Origin of the sequence: Zoogloea oleivorans (genome assembly GCF_008107625.1) — a bacterium.
Taxonomy (GTDB): Bacteria; Pseudomonadota; Gammaproteobacteria; order Burkholderiales; family Rhodocyclaceae; genus Zoogloea; species Zoogloea oleivorans.
The window spans coordinates 72,921-90,054 of record NZ_SDKK01000007.1; the positions used below are offsets into that span (position 1 = coordinate 72,921).

Sequence of the window (17,134 nt, forward strand, 5' to 3'; positions counted from 1 at the left end):
AATGCATCAACAAAAGCACCCATAAAAGGAGGTGAAGCCGTCCATGACCGCCACGACAAAGTCCACAAAAAACCAGCCCGCAACTGCCGCCAACCTCCTGCCGCAAGAGATCTGCGACGAGGTTCTGCTGGAGAAATATGCCAAGGGTAACGAGCAGAATATCGCCGACGTACGTACCCGTGTGGCGCGCGCCCTGGCGGCCATGGAAGTCGAAGAAAAACGTGCCCACTGGGAAGCCAGGTTCCTCGAAGCCCAGCAGAAGGGTTTCGTGCCGGCCGGGCGCATCAACTCCGCTGCCGGCACCAACCTGGCCGCCACGCTGATCAACTGCTTCGTCCAGCCGGTGGGCGACTCGATCACCGAATCCGTTGATGGTCGTTGCGGCATCTACACCGCCCTGGCCCAGTCCGCCGAAACCATGCGTCGCGGTGGCGGCGTCGGCTACGACTTCTCCTCCATCCGTCCCAAGGGCGCGATGGTGCGCGGCACCCAGTCCAACGCCTCCGGCCCCGTTTCGTACATGCGTGTGTTCGACCGCTCCTGCGAAACCGTCGAGTCCGCCGGCTCCCGCCGCGGCGCCCAGATGGGCGTGCTGCGCTGCGATCACCCGGACATTGAGGAGTTCATCCACGCCAAGGACCACGGCGACCTGTCCAACTTCAACGTCTCGATCGCCGTTACCGACATTTTCATGCAGGCCGTCGAATCCGACGGTGACGTGGAACTGGCCCACAAGGCCGAACCGTCCAGCGAGTTCAAGGACTCCGGCGCCTACCAGCGCGACGACGGCCTGTGGGTGTACCGCAAGGTGCGCGCCCGTGACCTGTGGGATCAGGTCATGCGCTCCACCTACGACCACGCCGAGCCGGGCATCCTGTTCCTCGACCGGATGAATCGCGACAACAACCTGTACTACTGCGAGACCATCGAGGCCACCAACCCGTGTGCCGAACAGCCGCTGCCGCCCTACGGCTGCTGCTGCCTGGGCTCGATCAACCTGACCCTGTACATCAAGGACGCCTTCAGCGACAAGGCCAGCTTCGACTTCGCCGGCTTCGCCAAAACGGTCGAAACCTCCATCCGCATGCTCGACAACGTGCTCGAAGCCACCCACTGGCCGCTTGAGCAGCAGCATGCCGAAGCCCAGTCCAAGCGTCGCGTCGGCCTCGGCTTCACCGGTCTGGGCAACGCCCTGGCCATGCTGTGCCTGCGCTACGACACCGATGCCGCCCGCGCCATGGCCACCAAAATCTCCGAGTTCATGCGCGACCAGGCCTACCTGGCCTCCGTCGAGCTGGCCAAAGAGCGCGGCGCCTTCCCGCTGTTCAACGCCGACATGTATCTGTCCGGTGGCAACTTCGCCTCCCGCCTGCCGGCCGAGGTGAAGGACAAGATCCGCAAACACGGCCTGCGCAACTCGCACCTGCTGTCGATCGCCCCCACCGGCACGATCAGCCTGGCCTTTGCCGACAATGCCTCCAACGGCATCGAGCCGCCGTTCTCCTACACTTACACGCGCAAAAAGCGCATGGCCGACGGGACCCTCAAGGAGTACGCCGTCGAGGACTACGCCTGGCGCCTGTACAAGCACATCGGCGGCGACGTTTCCAAGCTGCCCGAGTACTTCGTGACCGCGCTCGAAATCTCCGCCCAGGCCCACAAGGACATGGTCGCAGCAGTCGCCCCGTACGTGGACACCTCCATCTCCAAGACGGTGAATGTCCCCGAAGACTACCCCTACGCCGACTTCGAGAATCTCTACCTCGACGCCTGGAAGTCCGGTCTCAAGGGTCTCGCCACCTACCGGCCGAATGCCGTGCTGGGCTCGGTGCTGTCCGTCACGCCGACCACCGAGCAGAAGCAGCCCCACGACCTGGAGATTTCCGACGATACCAACCGTCGCCTGTCCATCAAGAGCCTGCCCGCCCCGGTGCTGTCTTCCCTGCGCTGGCCCGGCCGCCCGGACCTGCCGGACGGCAACGCCGCCTGGACCTACATGCTGAGCACACCGCAGGGCAACTTCGCCCTCTTCGTCGGCCACATGGACCCGGTCGAAGAGAGCCCCGCCAAGGGAGCCTTCCCCTTCGAAGTGTGGGTGAACGGTGCCGACCAGCCTCGTGGCCTGGGTGCAGTCGCCAAGACCCTGTCGATGGACATGCGCGCCAACGACCGCGGCTGGCTCAAGCTCAAGCTCGAAACCCTGGCCAAGACGGTCGGTGAAAAGCCCTTCGAACTGCGCTTCCCGCCCCACGGCGAACAGAAGCTCATGCCGGGCGTCGTCTCCGCCTTCGCCCAGGTGGTTCGCTACCGCTGCGAAAAGCTTGGCGCCCTGGAAGAAGGCGATCTGCCCAACCCGGTGCTCGACAGCCTGTTCAGCCTGGCCGAACCCAAGACCGGCACCGACGGCACCCTGTCCTGGACCGTCGATATCCAGAACCCTGCCACCGGCGAAGACTTCGTGCTGGGCCTGAAGGAAATCACCCTGCCGGACGGCGTCACCCGCCCCTACTCCATGTGGCTGTCGGGTAACTACCCGCGCGCCCTGGACGGCCTGTCACGCATCCTGTCCCTCGACATGCGCGTCATGGACCCGGCCTGGATCGGTATGAAGCTGCGCAAGCTGATCGACTACCCGGAACCCCTCGGCGACTTCATGGCCTTCGTGCCCGGCACCCGCCGTCAGCAAAACTGGCCCTCCACCGTCGCCTACCTGGCCGCGCTGATCATCCACCGCTACGCCATGCTGGGTGTTCTCAACGAAGCCGGCTACCCGACCCGCGAAATGGGCATCCTCGAGTCGCCCCGCGACAACAACGAACCCAAGGTGATGCAGGGCGCCCTGTGCGGCGAATGCGGCAACCACTCGGTCATCCGCAAGGATGGCTGCGACTTCTGCACCGCCTGCGGCGCAGTAGGAACCTGCGGCTGATCACCTGCAGCAGACAAGTTGAAAAGCAAGACCCCGGCTCCAACCGGGGTTTTGTCTTTCTGGCGACGCCATCGCAAATCGTCAGGGCATCAACGATGTACTTGCCTCGGCTGGCGCCTTCCAGCATGTCGCAGGCAAGCGTTGTCTGTATCAGGTAGAGTACCCGCACATCAAGACATCCTTATGTGCGCTGTGAGTACTGAAGACGAATTCCTTGCGCTGTTTGCTCCCGAGCCCGACCCTCTCGCAGCGACGGATGTCGGCAGCGGCCCGTTCTGGAAAGTCCTGCTGGTCGATGACGCTCAGGACATCCATGCGGTGCTTCGCTTGACGCTGCAGGACATGGTTGTCGAAGGGCTGCCACTGCAATTGATCGACGCCTATTCAGCCATAGAAGCCGAGGCAATGCTGGCGAAACACCCAGACACCGCCCTGATTCTGCTCGATGTCGTCATGGAAACAAACGATGCGGGTCTGACACTGGTAAAGCATGTCCGTCAGAATCTGGAAAACCGGATGGTTCGTATTGTCCTGCTGACCGGCCAGCCGGGCTACACACTGCAGCGCGACGTCGTCGCCAACTATGAAATCGACGATTACCGCCTCAAGTCCGACCTGACCGCCGACAAGCTTTTTACCTGCGTCTATGCAGAGTTGCGGACCTATCAGGTATTGCAGAGCCTTGAGCGGAAGCGCCCAATCGAGAAACTGGCAATTGACCTGAAACTGGCAAACGCGCAGCTGAATATCGAGATTGGCGAGCGTCAGCATGCCCAGGAAGTGGCCGACGCCCAGATGCACGATCTCACCGTACTGAACAAGCAGCTGAAAGACGCCCAGAATCAGCTCCTGCAGTCCGAAAAGCTGGCATCCATTGGCCTGCTGGCCGCGGGAGTGGCGCATGAAATCAATAATCCCGTCGGCTTCGTCAGTTCCAATCTCGGCACGCTCAAAGAATATGTCGGCGAATTGCTGGCGCTCATTCAAGCCTACGAAACTGCACAAGCCGACACCGGGAAGGATTCGCCCGAGCGCTTTGCGGCGGCCGACGCCCTCAAGGCTTCTGTGGAACTGGATTATCTAAAAGAGGATGTGCTGTCGCTGCTGACCGAGTCACAGGACGGGCTAGATCGGGTCAAAAAGATCATTCAATCCCTGAAAGACTTCTCGCGTATCGAAACAACAGAAACCTGGAGATGCGAGGACCTTCACAAGGGCATCGAAAGCACGCTCAGCGTGGTCTGGAACGAGCTGAAGTACAAATGCGATGTACACAAGGAATATGGCGAGTTGCCGCAGATCGAATGCGTGCTTTCGCATCTCAATCAGGTGTTCATGAACCTGCTGGTCAATGCCGCCCATGCCATCAAGGAGCATGGCGTTCTGACCATACGCACAGGGCACGCCGGTGATGAGGTCTGGGTGGAAATTGCCGATACCGGCGAGGGAATCTCGCCCGAGAACATGCTCCACATCTTTGACCCTTTCTTTACCACCAAGCCGATCGGCAAGGGGACCGGGCTGGGGCTATCCCTGTCCTACGGCATCGTGGAAAAGCACCACGGCCGCATCCGGGTGGATAGCCAAGTCGGCAAGGGCTCCACATTCCGTGTCTGCTTGCCGATCCAGCAACCGGCGGCAAGCCTGTGAGCCGAGGCGGCAGGAAAGGAACATCATGAACGAATGGATAGTCTCTTTCCGGGCAGCACTGGAAACACTGGATCGTCTCGGTGCAGAAAGCGTCGTCAATCAGGCATTGGCGCACCTGACGCCCATTCTGGTGGTCGATCAGATCGTTGTGCCGGCGCTTGAGCAGATCGGTTTGGCCTGGGAACAAGGCGATATCGCCCTGTCCCAGGTTTACATGAGCGGCCGGATCTGTGAAGAACTGGTCGAGCAAGTGCTTCCGCCGAGCGATCCAGACCGCAAGCATCAGCCCCGTTCGGCCATCGTCGTTCTCAGCGACTACCACATGCTTGGCAAGCGCATTGTCTATTCACAGATGCGGGCCAGCGGCTTTGAACTGTTCGATTACGGACGTATGGATGTGGACGAGCTGGTCGAACGCGTGCTGGCCGGCAACATCCGGGTGCTGCTGATTTCCGTACTGATGCTGCCTTCTGCGCTGAAAGTGGGCCAGGTCTGTGCCCGTCTGAAGGCCGCCGGGTTGCCCGTCAAGGTTGTCGTCGGCGGGGCACCGTTTCTCTTCGATGACAAACTGTGGAGCGAGGTTGGTGCCGATGCCATGGGCCGCAATGCAGCCGAAGCCGTCACCATCGTTGAACGCTGGATGCGAGAGATGCAATGAACGCCATGCAGCGCACGCTGACCGCACTGGGGCAACAGGAGCCTGATCGCGTCCCGCTGTTTTTGCTCACGACCGAGCACGGTGCGAAGGAAGTCGGCCTGTCGATCGAAGAATATTATTCGCGTGCCGGGAACGTCATCGAAGGCCAGATGCGTCTTCTGAAAAAATATCGCGCCGACTGCCTGTATGGTTTTTACTATGCGGCCATTGAAATGGAAGCCTGGGGAGGCCATACGATTTTCATGCCCGACGGCCCGCCTCTGTGCGGTTCGCCGATCATTACCCGTGCCGAGCAGATCGACACCTTGATCCCGCCCGCCATTGAAACCGCGCCCGGCTTGCAGCGTGTGCTCGACACCATTCGGGGCCTGAAGGAAAGAGTGGGCGACAGCGTGCCAATTATCGGCGTCGCCATTTCTCCCTTCTCCCTGCCCGTCATGCAAATGGGCTTCGACAATTACCTCGAACTGATCTACGAACAACCCGAGCGCTTCGAGCGCCTGATGCAGGCCAACATCACGTTCTCCGTCAATTGGGCCAACGCGCAACTGGCTGCGGGGGCAACGGCGATCTGCTATTTCGACCCCGTGTCCTCCACCACCAACATCCCGCGCGAGCTCTATCTCAAGACCGGACAGACCGTCGCCAGGCAGGCCCTGTCACGCATCAAGGGGCCAACGGCCACTCACATGGCGTCAGGTCGGGCCTTGCCGATCATCGGCGAGATTGCCGATACCGGCACGGCTATCATCGGGGTCAGCGCACTGGAGGATCTGGCCGCGCTCAAGGCTGCGGCCAACAGGCGTGTCAGCCTGCTGGGAAATCTGAATGGAATAGAAATGCGGCGCTGGACAACAGCCCATGCCGAATTCGAAGTCAGACGTGCGATTGCCAAGGCCGGTCGCGGTGGCGGTTTCCTGCTCGGCGATAATCATGGCGAGATTCCCTGGCTGGTGCCCGATGAAGTATTGCTGGCAATTGGGGATGCCGTTGAGCGCTGGGGCAATTACCCGCTCGACTGGGTTGATGACTGGCTAAAGGAAAACGACTGATCGCGGTCGGACCCCATGGCTGTTACAACAACGCTCTGCATTCTGAGCTGTCACAACTTCCAGGCCGAAGTGAATGCTGCCATTGCTGCGGAAGGCTGGCACGACGTGGTGGCGTGTGGCTTTCCGGCACGTTGCGGCCGCCCCCCGATAAGCTGGGACGAATTGCGCAGCCTGTTGCCAGACAATTGCAGCCAGGTCGTCCTTCTTGGCCGGGCCTGCCTGAACACGCTCGGGGCACCACCCGCCGGCTTTCCGCCCGTACGCATCGAACGTCAGGAGCAATGCTTTCATCTGGTGGCGGGGCGCACGCTGGTCGATGAGGCAATCTCTTCTGGTGCCTATCTGATTACTTCGACCTGGCTGGCCGACTGGCCGGCACAACTCAGGGCACTGGGCTTCGAACCCGCCCAGGCCGGCGAGTTTTTTAATGATTTCGCCAGGGAGTTGGTACTGCTCGACACCGGGCTTGATCCACAAACCACAACGCATCTTGCCAGTCTTCAGAAGGAATTGAATCTGCCCACGCGGCGGATTGCTGTCGGACTGGACTACCTGCGCCTTCTGCTGAGCCGTATTGTGCTGGACTGGCGGCTGGAACAGGTTCAGCGCAATAGCTGCCAACAAAATCGCCGCCACATCGCCGAACTGGCCGACTATGTCGCGGCCATGGATCTGCTGACCCGTCTGGCCAAGACACAAACCGAGTCAGACACCATCAACACCATCGAAGAATTGTTTCAGATGCTCTTTGCGCCGGCTGCGCTGCACTACCTGCGTATCGAAAATGATATCCAGGTTCCCTGCAGCAGCATTCCCGCCCCCATGCTGGACGCCTTGCACGCACTGTCCGGTGAATATGCCTGGACGCCGGACGGCAATGGCTTTCTGTTGCGCATCAGCCACGGAGAAGAGAGGCTGGGCCTGATCGTCGTGGACCACCTGGCTTTCCCTGCCTATCGCCAGCGTTACCTCAACATGGCGCTGGCTGTGACGGGCATCTGCGGGCTCGCCATTGCCAATGCCCGCAACCGTCGGCGCCTGATGGAAGCCGAAAAAATGGCCTCGCTCAGCATTCTGGTGGCCGGCGTGGCACACGAAATCAACACGCCGCTTGGTGTGGGGCTGACGGCGACCAGCACCTTGCAAGAACAGTCCCGGCAACTCGCCGAGCGCTTCTCCGCGCACAGCATGACGCAAACCGATCTGGCGCATTATCTGGATACGGCCGAAACAAGCACCGCCCTGATACGCCAGGATCTGGAGCGCATCGCGCATCTGATCGACACTTTCCGTCAGGTCGCGGTGGAAGGCAAACCCCTCGATACCCGCTCCTTCAGGCTGCGGGCATGCACCGAAGAGGTCATCCGCAGCCTGGGCGATCGACTGCCCGCCCAGCAGGTGGCGGTGCATATTGACTGTGATCCGGAGCTGGAAATCGACAGCACCCCGGGCGACTGGGTCAGCATCTTCACCAACCTGATTAACAACTCCCTCCGGCACGGGTTTAAAAATCAGGAGCGGGGAACGATCAACATGCAGATCTCGCGCGATGAGAAAAACCTGCTGCGCGTCGATTATCGCGATGATGGTGCGGGTATTGCACCCGAGGTGCTGTCCCGCATCTTTGATCCATTTTTCACAACGGATCTTCAGCAGGGCATGGGGCTCGGGATGCACCTTGTTTACAATCTCGTCACCCACCGCATGGGCGGCCTGATTCGCTGCGAGAGCAGGCCCGGCAAGGGCGTGCTCTTTCACATCGAGATTCCGCTCGGCTAGTTCTCTGCACGCACGATCCACTTTTCGAGTACGGCCTTCAGGTCCCCGAAATTGATCGGCTTGGTAATATAGTCATCCATGCCGACACGCTCACAGTGCTCGCGGTCTTCCTGAAATGCGCCGGCGGTCAAGGCAATGATGGGGAGTCGCGGCTTGTTGTTGTCCTGCTCCCACAATCTTATTTTCTCGGTCGCAGCATAACCGTCCATCACCGGCATGCGGCAATCCATCAACACCACCTCCGGCGTCATGCCATCCTCGGTGATCAACGTCACGGCTTCGAGACCATTCGAAACGCTGGCAAAAGAAAACCCCAGGTTTTTCAGCAGAGCCTCTACAACCCTGCGATTGGTTGAATTGTCATCCACCACAAGAATGCTGCCGCCGGACAGGGCATGCGTTCTCACGCCCTCCGGCGACGGAGCCAGCCTGGCACGATCGAACTGACGTCTGTCGCGCTCCACGGGAATCCGTCCAACCCGAATGCGAAACCAGACTCGCGTGCCTTTCCCCTCCTCGCTTTCGACACCCGCCTCACCCTCCATCAGCAAGGCAAGCTTGTGGACGATGGAAAGTCCAAGACCGGTTCCTCCATACCCCCGGGTAATCGATCCATCGACCTGTGAAAAAGGCTTGAAGAGAAGATCCAGCTTGTCGGCTGCAATCCCGATGCCACTGTCGGTCACGGAGAACTCCAGTACCGCGCCCTGATCGCCGCTCAGGATTTCTGCGCACTCAACCCGAACGAAGCCTTGCGGGGTGAACTTTATGGCGTTGCTGATCAGATTGGACAGCATCTGCCTTATCCGGATCGAATCGCCGTCATACGACGAACCCGCAGGGCCATGCCAGATTGTCGAGCAGCTCAGGCCTTTTGCTGCCAGTGGCTCACGGAAAAGCGCGCTGTTTTCCTCGATCAATTGCCGCGGATCGAAGGCCTGGCGATGCAGTTCGACCTTGCCCGCCTCAACCTTGGACAAATCGAGAATATCGTTGAGCAGCGACAGCAGGGACTCGCCGGAATTGAGAATGATGCGGGCGTAATCCTTGCGCTCCTCCTCATTCAGATCGGACATCAGCAGCAATTGCGACATGCCGAGAATGCCGTTCATCGGCGTCCTGATTTCGTGGGACATGGTCGCCAGAAACTGGCTTTTCACATGACTGGCCGACTCCGCGGCTTCACGCGCGGTGGTGAGTTGGCTGATGCGCTCGCTGACGGCCTTGGACATGGCATTGAAAGCCGCACCGAGGCGACCGATATCGTCTGCGCCTTCGGGTACGGGGTCGGGCGTCAGATTGCCCTCGGCGACATCAATACTGGCTTTGGCCAGGATGGACAATTGACGTGTAATCAACAGGCCGAGCAGGGTCAACAGGCAAAAGGACAATACCAGCTCGCCGGCAGCAATCAGCATTCCCTGCGTCATCAGACTGTTTCGCGCGTCGATGATCGGCTTGAGATTGAGGCCGAAATGCAGGGTCCCCAGACGCTGATGCGCCAGCGCTATCGGCTGGGCGACATCGTAACGAGGTGGATCTTCATCCGAATCGAGGGCAAAGGACGGATCGGGATTCGGTATTTTCTTGTCGTCGGCAAGCCCCGCACTGGCAACGATGCGGCCTTCGGCATCGAGCACCGCGAGGTAATCGATGGTTTTCGTCGCATGGCTTTCGTCAAGCACGGCCTGGACCGTTGCATAGTCGGATTGCGCAAGCGGCGCCACAAGGGCCGCCTGCAGAACGGGAACGATCTGTTCGGCGTTGCGCCTGGCCTGCTCCCCCATGTTGTCTCGAAGCAACCTGATGCTGTTGCTGACGAGAAGGAACAACATCAATGCCTCAACCAGCAGTGCCATCAACAGCAATTTACCCCGCAGGGTAAGCATGGGACTTTTTGTCATCGAAACCACACGCTCATTTTTCTTTTTTCAGGGCCTGCCGAACCTCGTTGGCGTAAGGCTCCATTTCGAACAGCTCGCGCGGCTCCAGCCTGCGATAGCCTTCCAGGCTGTATTTTGAAAAATACTCAAGGGCTTCCGGCGTTTCCGCAAAACTCCACAATGCCTTGTTCAGTTTCTCCCTGAGCAGCGCATTGCGCTTGTTGAGCATATACACCCGCCCGGCCATTCGGGGGCTTTCATCGAGGATGCGCAAGCGGGCACGAACCTCGGGCTTCAGGCTCTGGTAATTGGCCAGCGACATCATGCCGGCGCTGCCCTCGCCATTCAGCACCAGTTGCGCCACGCTGTCGGAAGCACTGGCATAACGCACCTGCACGTTGGGAATATTGTTGCGATGCAGCCATTGCTGGCCCCAGATGGTGACCAGTGAAGAAGGGGACTGGCCAATAACCGTGCTGTTGGCCAGATCCTTGGGGTCGCGGTAGGGGCTCGTCATGCCGGCCAGAATGACGGCCTTGAAATCGGCCTTGTAGGTCAGCATCGGCATGTAGCCCGCATCTGTCTCGAACAGCCGCGCCTGATGGCCCGTGGTAACCGCCAGATCGAACTCCTGGCGCAAGCCACGCGTGGCGAAATCGCTGAAGTCACTGGCAGTAAGGATCATGACGGGCCGCCCGAGCGCCTTCTCGAGATGGGCACGAAGCGGCTGGTACATCTGCAGGATGATGCGGGCGCTGGTATGTGGCGCTATTCCGACCCGAAATGCCGAAGGATTCTGTTCGACGGTTGCAGATGGCGCCGCGCTGGATATGCCAAAGAAGAAAGCCAGAAAAAAACCGAGAAAAACCTGTCGCGTCATGATCCGTCTTCTTTCGCTTTTCTGTTCATTGTGGATTCTACCCGGCAGCCTCGTGAAAGTCTGTCCACACCATCTGCACCAATCTCTCCTTGCCCCCGCCCCCGCTTAGTGGTGCACTCACGCCCTACATCCAATATTTTTCATTTCCCCGCCCATGATCGCCCGCAAATACCTCTACCTCATCGCCCTCGCCCGCGAGAAGCACTTCGGGCGAGCGGCGGAAGCCTGCCATGTGTCGGCCTCGACCCTGTCGGCGGCAATCCGCGACATCGAATCCGAGCTGGGTGTGACGGTTGTCGAGCGTGGACAACAGTTTTCGGGCCTCACCCCGGAAGGTGAGCGGGTCCTGGAATGCGCGCGTCAGCTCGCCGCCCGGGCCGAAGACCTGCGCCAGGAACTGGCCCAGATGCAGGATGGGCTGTGCGGGCGCCTGCGCCTCGGCGTCATCCCCACCGGACTCACCGCGGTCGCCACACTGACCGCGGCCTTCGCCCGCCGGCATCCGCTGGTCGATATCGAGGTGCTGTCGATGAGCACCCAGCAAATACTCGGTGGCTTGCGCAGTTTCGAGCTGGATGGCGGTATCGCCTATCTGGAATCAACCGCCAACGACCTGGCCGCCGTACCCCTGTGGTGCGAGAACCACGTGCTTCTCACCCCCCGGGACGGCCCCTTCGAAGGGCGTGACTGCGTGACCTGGCACGAGGCCGCCAGAATTCCCCTGTGCCTGCTGACCGCCAACATGCACAACCGGCAGACCATCGACAGCGTCTTCGCCAGCCTCGGTGAGCAACCACGCCCGACCCTGGAGACCGACTCCATCGTCAGCATCCTGGCCCACGTAAGTGCCGGCCACTGGTCGAGCATCGTCCCGCGGGCGGTGCTCGACCTGATTGGCATTCCCACCGGAACGCGGGTTTTCGAGCTGCGCGACCCCCTTGTCGAATGGGCCACCGGCCTGCTGGTACTCAATCGTCAACCCCGCTCGCCAATGGTCGAAGCCCTGATGGGGGAAGCCCGGGCACTCAATCTGGGCATGCAGGACAGCACCCGCGTGACCTGAGACAAGGCTTTCCACATAAATCGCCAAATCAGCCAAACACACCAAAACCTTGGACGCACGCACCGCTTTGGTGCACAATTTATGCCGTGATTTTTATCTGCGGCAACACGCGCAACACCCTCGCCCTGCCTAGTCCTGTTTTCTCTCTTCAGATTCGGTGCATCAGTTTGTGTAGCGAAATAACCCGGTCCGTCGCTGACACGGGTTTGCCTTCATGACAACCGCCATCGTCCCCAATTCCGCCGCCAAACCTGCTGGCAGCACCCGCGCGCAGTGGCTGCGCTTCGTGCTGCCGCTCCTCGCCATCTCACTGCTGATCGGCGTGATCGGCATCGTCGGCTATCGCTACCTGAGCGAGGAAATACGCCGCGAAACCCAGCGCACGCTGGCAGTGATCGCCGAACAGAAACGCCAGCAAATAGAGGGCGCGCTCACCGAAACGCGAATCGATGCCCAACTGTATTTCTCCACGCACTCGCAGCTCGAAATGCTCTTCAGCCAATGGCTGGATGGCGGACGGAAGAACAGCGCGACGCTGAAACGGATTCAGTCCATCCTCGAGGAAGTGGCGCGGGTACGTGGCTGGGGCGGGTTGGCGGTAATCGATGCAGAGGGGAATCCGGCGGTGGTTGTCGGTGAAGCCGACATCCGGGATCACGGCGCCCTGATCCGGGACATCCTGCGCCAACCGCGTATCGAACTCGTCGACCTGCACCGCAATGCCCGGGGACAGGTGGTCTACGGCGTGCTGGCACCGATCGGTGGCGTCGGATCCATACCGCTGGGCGTGGCTTACCTGACCTGGAAAGCGGACCAGACCCTGTATCCGCTGGTCGAGTCCTGGCCGGTGCCCACCCGAACCGCCGAAACCTACCTGGTCCGCCGTGACGGCCAAGGGGTGCGCTTTCTAACCCCCTTGCGCCACCGTCAGGACCCACCCCTCTCCCATACCCGTTCCCTCACCGTACCCGACCTGCCCGCTGCCCGCGCAGCACAGGGAGAACAAGGCATCCTGGCCGGAGGTCGCGATTATCGTGGCGTTCCCGTGCTGGCCTATGCCGCTGCCGTGAGCGGCACGCCCTGGCTGATGATCGCTGAGATCGATGAGTTCGAGGCCTACGCCGGCATCCGGACCATGACCTGGGCAACAACACTGGTCATGGGCCTCGGTCTCCTGCTGGTTTACTCCGCCGGCTACCAGCTCTGGCGGCGCAGCCGGCAACACCAGGAACTGGCGGCACTCCAGGCCCAGCGGGCGGCCGAGGCGCGCTTTCGGGTCATCTTCGAGCAGGCCCCACTGGGCGTAGCCCTGCTCGACTCGCATAGCGGGCACATCACCGAGGCCAATCCGCGCTACGCTGAAATCGTCGGCCGCAGCCCTGAAGAGCTGGCGGGACTCGATCCAGCCCGCATCACCCATCCGGACGACATTCGTGAAGGCCTCGATCAGCTCGCACAACTGGAAAGCGGGAAAATTGCCGGCTACCGCCTGAACAAGCGCTACCTGCACCCGAACGGCTCAATCGTCTGGGCCAGCGTGACCTGCGCACCGGTGCAGGTCGACAGCGAAGAGTCGCCCCGCTACCTGGCCATCGTCGAAGACATCACCGCCCGTCGCCAGATGGAAGAAAGGCTGCGGATCAGCGAGGAGAGGCACCGTCTGCTTGCCGACAACGCCATCGACGTCATCCTGACGATGGATCTGGAAGGCCGCTACTCCTACGTCAGTCCATCTGTCGAACGGCTGCGCGGCTTCACCATCGATGAAGTCATGGGCCAATCCATGGAAGAGGCGCTCACGCCGGCCTCCCTCCTCATTGTGCGGGCCTATTTCGGCCGCCTGCATGCCAATCTGGCTGCCGGACGTCCACCGGAGCACTTCCGGGGCGAACTCGAACAACGCTGCAAGGACGGCACCACCGTGTGGACCGACGTCACGGCCAGCCCGCTGCTGGGCACCGATGGCACCTTCGTGGAAATCGTCGGCGTGATTCGCGACATCAGCGAGCGCAAGCGCTACGAGCGCGAGCTGCGGCAGGTCTATGACGCCGCCGAAGCCGCCAATGCCGCCAAGAGCGAATTCCTCGCCCACATGAGCCACGAGATTCGCACCCCCATGAATGCGGTGCTCGGCCTCGCCCAGGTGCTGGAACGCGAACCGCTTGCCGGCAACCAGCGCGACATGGTCGAACGCATCCGCAGCGCCGGCCAGTCCCTGCTGGCCATTCTCAACGACGTCCTCGACCTGTCGAAAATAGAAGCCGGCCAGTTGCGCATCGAATCGCGTCCCTTCGACCTGGCCGCCCTGCTCGCCAACCTGGACAGCCTGATGGGCCAGGTCGCCCGCACCAAGGGGCTGGCACTGCGCCTGGAGGCTCCGCCTGTGCCCCTCGGGCCGCTGCTCGGCGACGGGCTGCGCCTGGAGCAAGTGCTGTTCAACCTGACCGGCAACGCCATCAAGTTCACCGAGGCAGGCAGCGTTTCCGTTCATGTCGAAGCACATGACGCCACTGAAACAAGCGTACGGCTGCGCTTCGCGGTACGCGATAGCGGCATCGGCATCACCTCCGAAGCCCTGAGCCGACTGTTCATGCCCTTCTCCCAGGCCGATGCAGGCATTGGCCGCCGCTTCGGTGGTACGGGCCTCGGCTTGTCCATCTGCAAGCGTCTGGTGGAACTGATGGGCGGGGAAATCGGCGCCGAGAGCGAAGTCGGCCAGGGCAGCACCTTCTGGTTCGAACTACCTTTCATGCGCGGCAGCGAAAGCGAAATGCAGGAATCGGCCACCAAGCCGGCACCGGCGCCGTCCGGGCCGCGCCTGGTGGGTGCGCACCTGCTGGTGGTGGACGACAGCGCCATGAACCGGGATCTGGTGGAACGGGCCCTCAAGCTGGAAGGCGCGACAGCCACCCTGGCCGCCGACGGCCAGCAGGCCGTGCAGCTCCTGAAGACGCGCCCCGAGCGCTTCGATGCGGTACTGATGGACGTGCAGATGCCGGTCATGGACGGCCTCGCCGCCAGCCGGCTGATTCGTGGGGAACTGGGCCTGATCGACCTGCCGATCATCGCCTTCACCGCCGGCGTGCGCGACGAGCAACAAGCTGCGGCACGGGCTGCCGGTGCCAACGACGTGCTGGCCAAGCCGATGGACCTGGAGCAGATGGCCGTGCTGCTGGCCCACTGGGTCAGGCCCCGCTTCGACGCCGACAAGGCCCAGGCGCTGGCCACCGCCCAACCGGCCCCGATCGAACAGCCCCCCCCAGCCCCGATCGATGACGAAGCCTTCCCCGACATCGCCGGCATCGACCGGGAGCGGGCAGCCCAACGGCTCGGCCGTGACCGGGCCATGTTCATCGGTCTGCTGGAACTGTTCGTCACCGACAACGCCGACGCCGCAGCCCTGACCCGCCGCGACCTGGCCCAGGGCGATCAGGAAAGCGCCGCCCGACGCATGCATACCCTGGCCAGCAATGCCGGCTTCCTGTGTGCACTGGACCTGATGACCGCGGCCAGGGAGCTGGAAGAAGCCATCGACAAGGAAAGCCCCGAGCTGGATGCACGCCTCGTCGACATCGGCCAGCAGATCGACGCGCTCGTCGCCGCCAGCGCCCCCTGGCGGTGATCCGCCCGCACTGAACGGCAGCCTCAGGGAACCACGTCAGCCCGCATCGGCAACATGCCCCGACAGCGGGGATAAGCCGGGCATCCCCAGAAGGCGCTGTTATTGCTCTTCTTTTTGCGGGACACCATTTTCTCTCCGCAGCTCGGGCAGCTTGGCGTGGTCCAGTCGCCTTCGGTGGCAAAGGCCAGCAGACGCTGCCCGGTAGCGGCCGGCAATTGCTCGATCATTGCCAGAAAAAGCGGGCCATCCAGCAAAGTGATCTGGTTTTCCCGGGCGAAGGCGCGGGCCTCATCGGTAAAGCCCATGGGTGCCATGAAATAGCCACTCTCCACTTTTTCGTGAGCCATGACGCCGCGCATTTCGCGGATCTCCCGAACGCCCACGGGCTTGTTCCAGGCCTTGCACTGCACGATGTCCGTGGCCCGGGCAGGCTGCGTCTCGTCCTGGAACAAATGGACATCGACCCCGCCATCGGCGCCCAGGTGCGTGGTCTCGGCGCGAACCCCCATCTCCCGATAAAACGCGCAGCACAGGTCTTCATAACGCCGCCATTCGATGCGCGCCAGCACATCGAGCGACCATGCCTGCGGACGCAGCGGGATAACCTGCGCCACCGGCATCACCGCAGACTTCTGGATCCAGCGCAGAACGGCAATCGCCGCAAAGGCAAACGCACCTATCCAGCCCATGCCACGCGCCATGGGCACAAGCGCCGCCAGAAACATATTGCCGGCCATGAAACGCGGAAACACCACCACGCCGCCCACAAAACAGCCCAGCGCCAGCAGCGCCGCAAATTTCCAGTCCGACTTAAGGGCCAGGACAATCAACCCCTCTTCCTGTCTGCCACGCCTTCGGCTCATTGCGCCATTTACCCGGTTATCGATTCAGGCTGCGGATGGTACGCGGCACCCTGCCCTTTGAAAATGCCATCCAGCTTTTCAATCCAGCATTCCGCGTTCGCTCCAGCCGAACACCCCTTCGATATTTCCCGATTCCCGTGCTGGCAGCGGGGGCATACCATCCTCGACGACCCTGCTGCGGAACCGTCCGCAACCGCAATCGAGGAATGCCATGCCCCAGGCCACCGTCACAGCCCCTCCCCTGAGCGACGCGCAGCACGCTGCGATCCGGCAGGCGGTGGAGGCGCACCAGTCCCTGCCCGGCGCCCTGCTGCCGATCCTCCATGCCATCCAGGATGCCCTCGGCTGGGTGCCGGCCGAGGCCGTGCCGGTGATCGCCGGCGCGCTCAACCTGAGCCGCGCCGAAGTGCATGGCGTCATCAGCTTCTATCACCACTTCCACACCGCCCCCACCGGACGCACGGTAGTGCAGGTATGCCGCGCCGAATCCTGTCAGGCCAAGGGTGGCGAGTTGCTGGAAGCCCACGCCAAGCAGCAACTGGGCATCGACTGGCACGGCACCACGGCTGACGGCGCGGTGACGCTGGAGCCGGTGTATTGCCTGGGCAACTGTGCCTGCTCGCCGGCCATCCGGGTCGGTGACGAAATCCTCGGGCGGATGAGCTGCGCGCGTTTCGACGCGGTGATTGCCGGGCTGCGCGACGAGGTGACGGCATGACACTCTGCGTGCGTTCATGGGCGACTGAAGTCGCCCC

At 61.8% G+C, this 17,134-nt stretch carries 11 protein-coding genes; 8 read left to right on the forward strand and 3 right to left on the reverse strand.

Translation table 11 applies throughout. From position 1 onward, the window contains the following. Nucleotides 1-43: 43 nt before the first annotated feature. The 5 genes from ETQ85_RS08760 to ETQ85_RS08780 all read left to right on the forward strand — a co-directional run bounded on the left by ETQ85_RS08760 (nucleotide 44) and on the right by ETQ85_RS08780 (nucleotide 8,068). Nucleotides 44-2,929, forward strand: coding sequence for an adenosylcobalamin-dependent ribonucleoside-diphosphate reductase (locus ETQ85_RS08760; RefSeq protein WP_148578665.1), 2,886 nt, complete (start codon nucleotides 44-46; stop codon nucleotides 2,927-2,929). Nucleotides 2,930-3,121: 192 nt separating this feature from the next. After that, nucleotides 3,122-4,579, forward strand: coding sequence for an ATP-binding protein (locus tag ETQ85_RS27270; RefSeq protein ID WP_281283081.1), 1,458 nt, complete (start codon nucleotides 3,122-3,124; stop codon nucleotides 4,577-4,579). Between the two features lie 25 nt (nucleotides 4,580-4,604). Next, nucleotides 4,605-5,237, forward strand: a complete 633-nt coding sequence (locus ETQ85_RS08770; protein ID WP_148578667.1) for a cobalamin B12-binding domain-containing protein — start codon at nucleotides 4,605-4,607, stop codon at nucleotides 5,235-5,237. Then, a complete protein-coding gene (locus tag ETQ85_RS08775; protein ID WP_148578668.1) occupies nucleotides 5,234-6,289 on the forward strand; it encodes a uroporphyrinogen decarboxylase family protein in 1,056 nt (351 codons plus the stop codon). Before ETQ85_RS08770 ends, ETQ85_RS08775 begins: the two co-directional genes overlap by 4 nt. A 15-nt stretch (nucleotides 6,290-6,304) precedes the next feature. Then, nucleotides 6,305-8,068 (forward strand): ATP-binding protein, encoded by a 1,764-nt coding sequence (locus tag ETQ85_RS08780; RefSeq protein ID WP_148578669.1) that lies wholly within the window; start codon nucleotides 6,305-6,307, stop codon nucleotides 8,066-8,068. Here the strand turns inward: ETQ85_RS08780 and ETQ85_RS08785 are convergent. Together ETQ85_RS08785 and ETQ85_RS08790 are read right to left on the reverse strand one after the other, a co-directional pair. Continuing rightward, nucleotides 8,065-9,957, reverse strand: a complete 1,893-nt coding sequence (locus tag ETQ85_RS08785) for an ATP-binding protein (RefSeq protein ID WP_187394646.1) — start codon at nucleotides 9,955-9,957, stop codon at nucleotides 8,065-8,067. The genes ETQ85_RS08780 and ETQ85_RS08785 overlap by 4 nt on opposite strands. A gap of 28 nt (nucleotides 9,958-9,985) precedes the next feature. Further along, entirely contained in the window at nucleotides 9,986-10,831 is an 846-nt protein-coding gene (locus ETQ85_RS08790) for a phosphate/phosphite/phosphonate ABC transporter substrate-binding protein (protein ID WP_148578671.1), read from the reverse strand. Nucleotides 10,832-10,985: 154 nt separating this feature from the next. Here ETQ85_RS08790 and ETQ85_RS08795 point away from each other — a divergent pair, with 154 nt between their 5' ends. Continuing rightward, nucleotides 10,986-11,894: a LysR family transcriptional regulator gene (locus ETQ85_RS08795; RefSeq protein WP_148578672.1), complete on the forward strand. Its 909-nt coding sequence runs from the start codon at nucleotides 10,986-10,988 to the stop codon at nucleotides 11,892-11,894. Between the two features lie 214 nt (nucleotides 11,895-12,108). Then, the gene (locus ETQ85_RS08800) at nucleotides 12,109-15,516 is read left to right on the forward strand and encodes a PAS domain S-box protein (protein WP_187394647.1); all 3,408 of its coding nucleotides are present in this window, start codon (nucleotides 12,109-12,111) and stop codon (nucleotides 15,514-15,516) included. Between the two features lie 23 nt (nucleotides 15,517-15,539). On the opposite strand, the gene ETQ85_RS08805 is transcribed toward ETQ85_RS08800, so the two are convergent. Continuing rightward, nucleotides 15,540-16,346, reverse strand: coding sequence for a restriction endonuclease (locus tag ETQ85_RS08805; RefSeq protein ID WP_246128703.1), 807 nt, complete (start codon nucleotides 16,344-16,346; stop codon nucleotides 15,540-15,542). A 244-nt stretch (nucleotides 16,347-16,590) separates the two neighbouring features. On the opposite strand from ETQ85_RS08805, the gene ETQ85_RS08810 reads away from it, so the two are divergent. After that, entirely contained in the window at nucleotides 16,591-17,097 is a 507-nt protein-coding gene (locus ETQ85_RS08810; RefSeq protein WP_148578674.1) for a formate dehydrogenase subunit gamma, read from the forward strand. The last annotated feature ends 37 nt before the right edge of the window (nucleotides 17,098-17,134 follow it).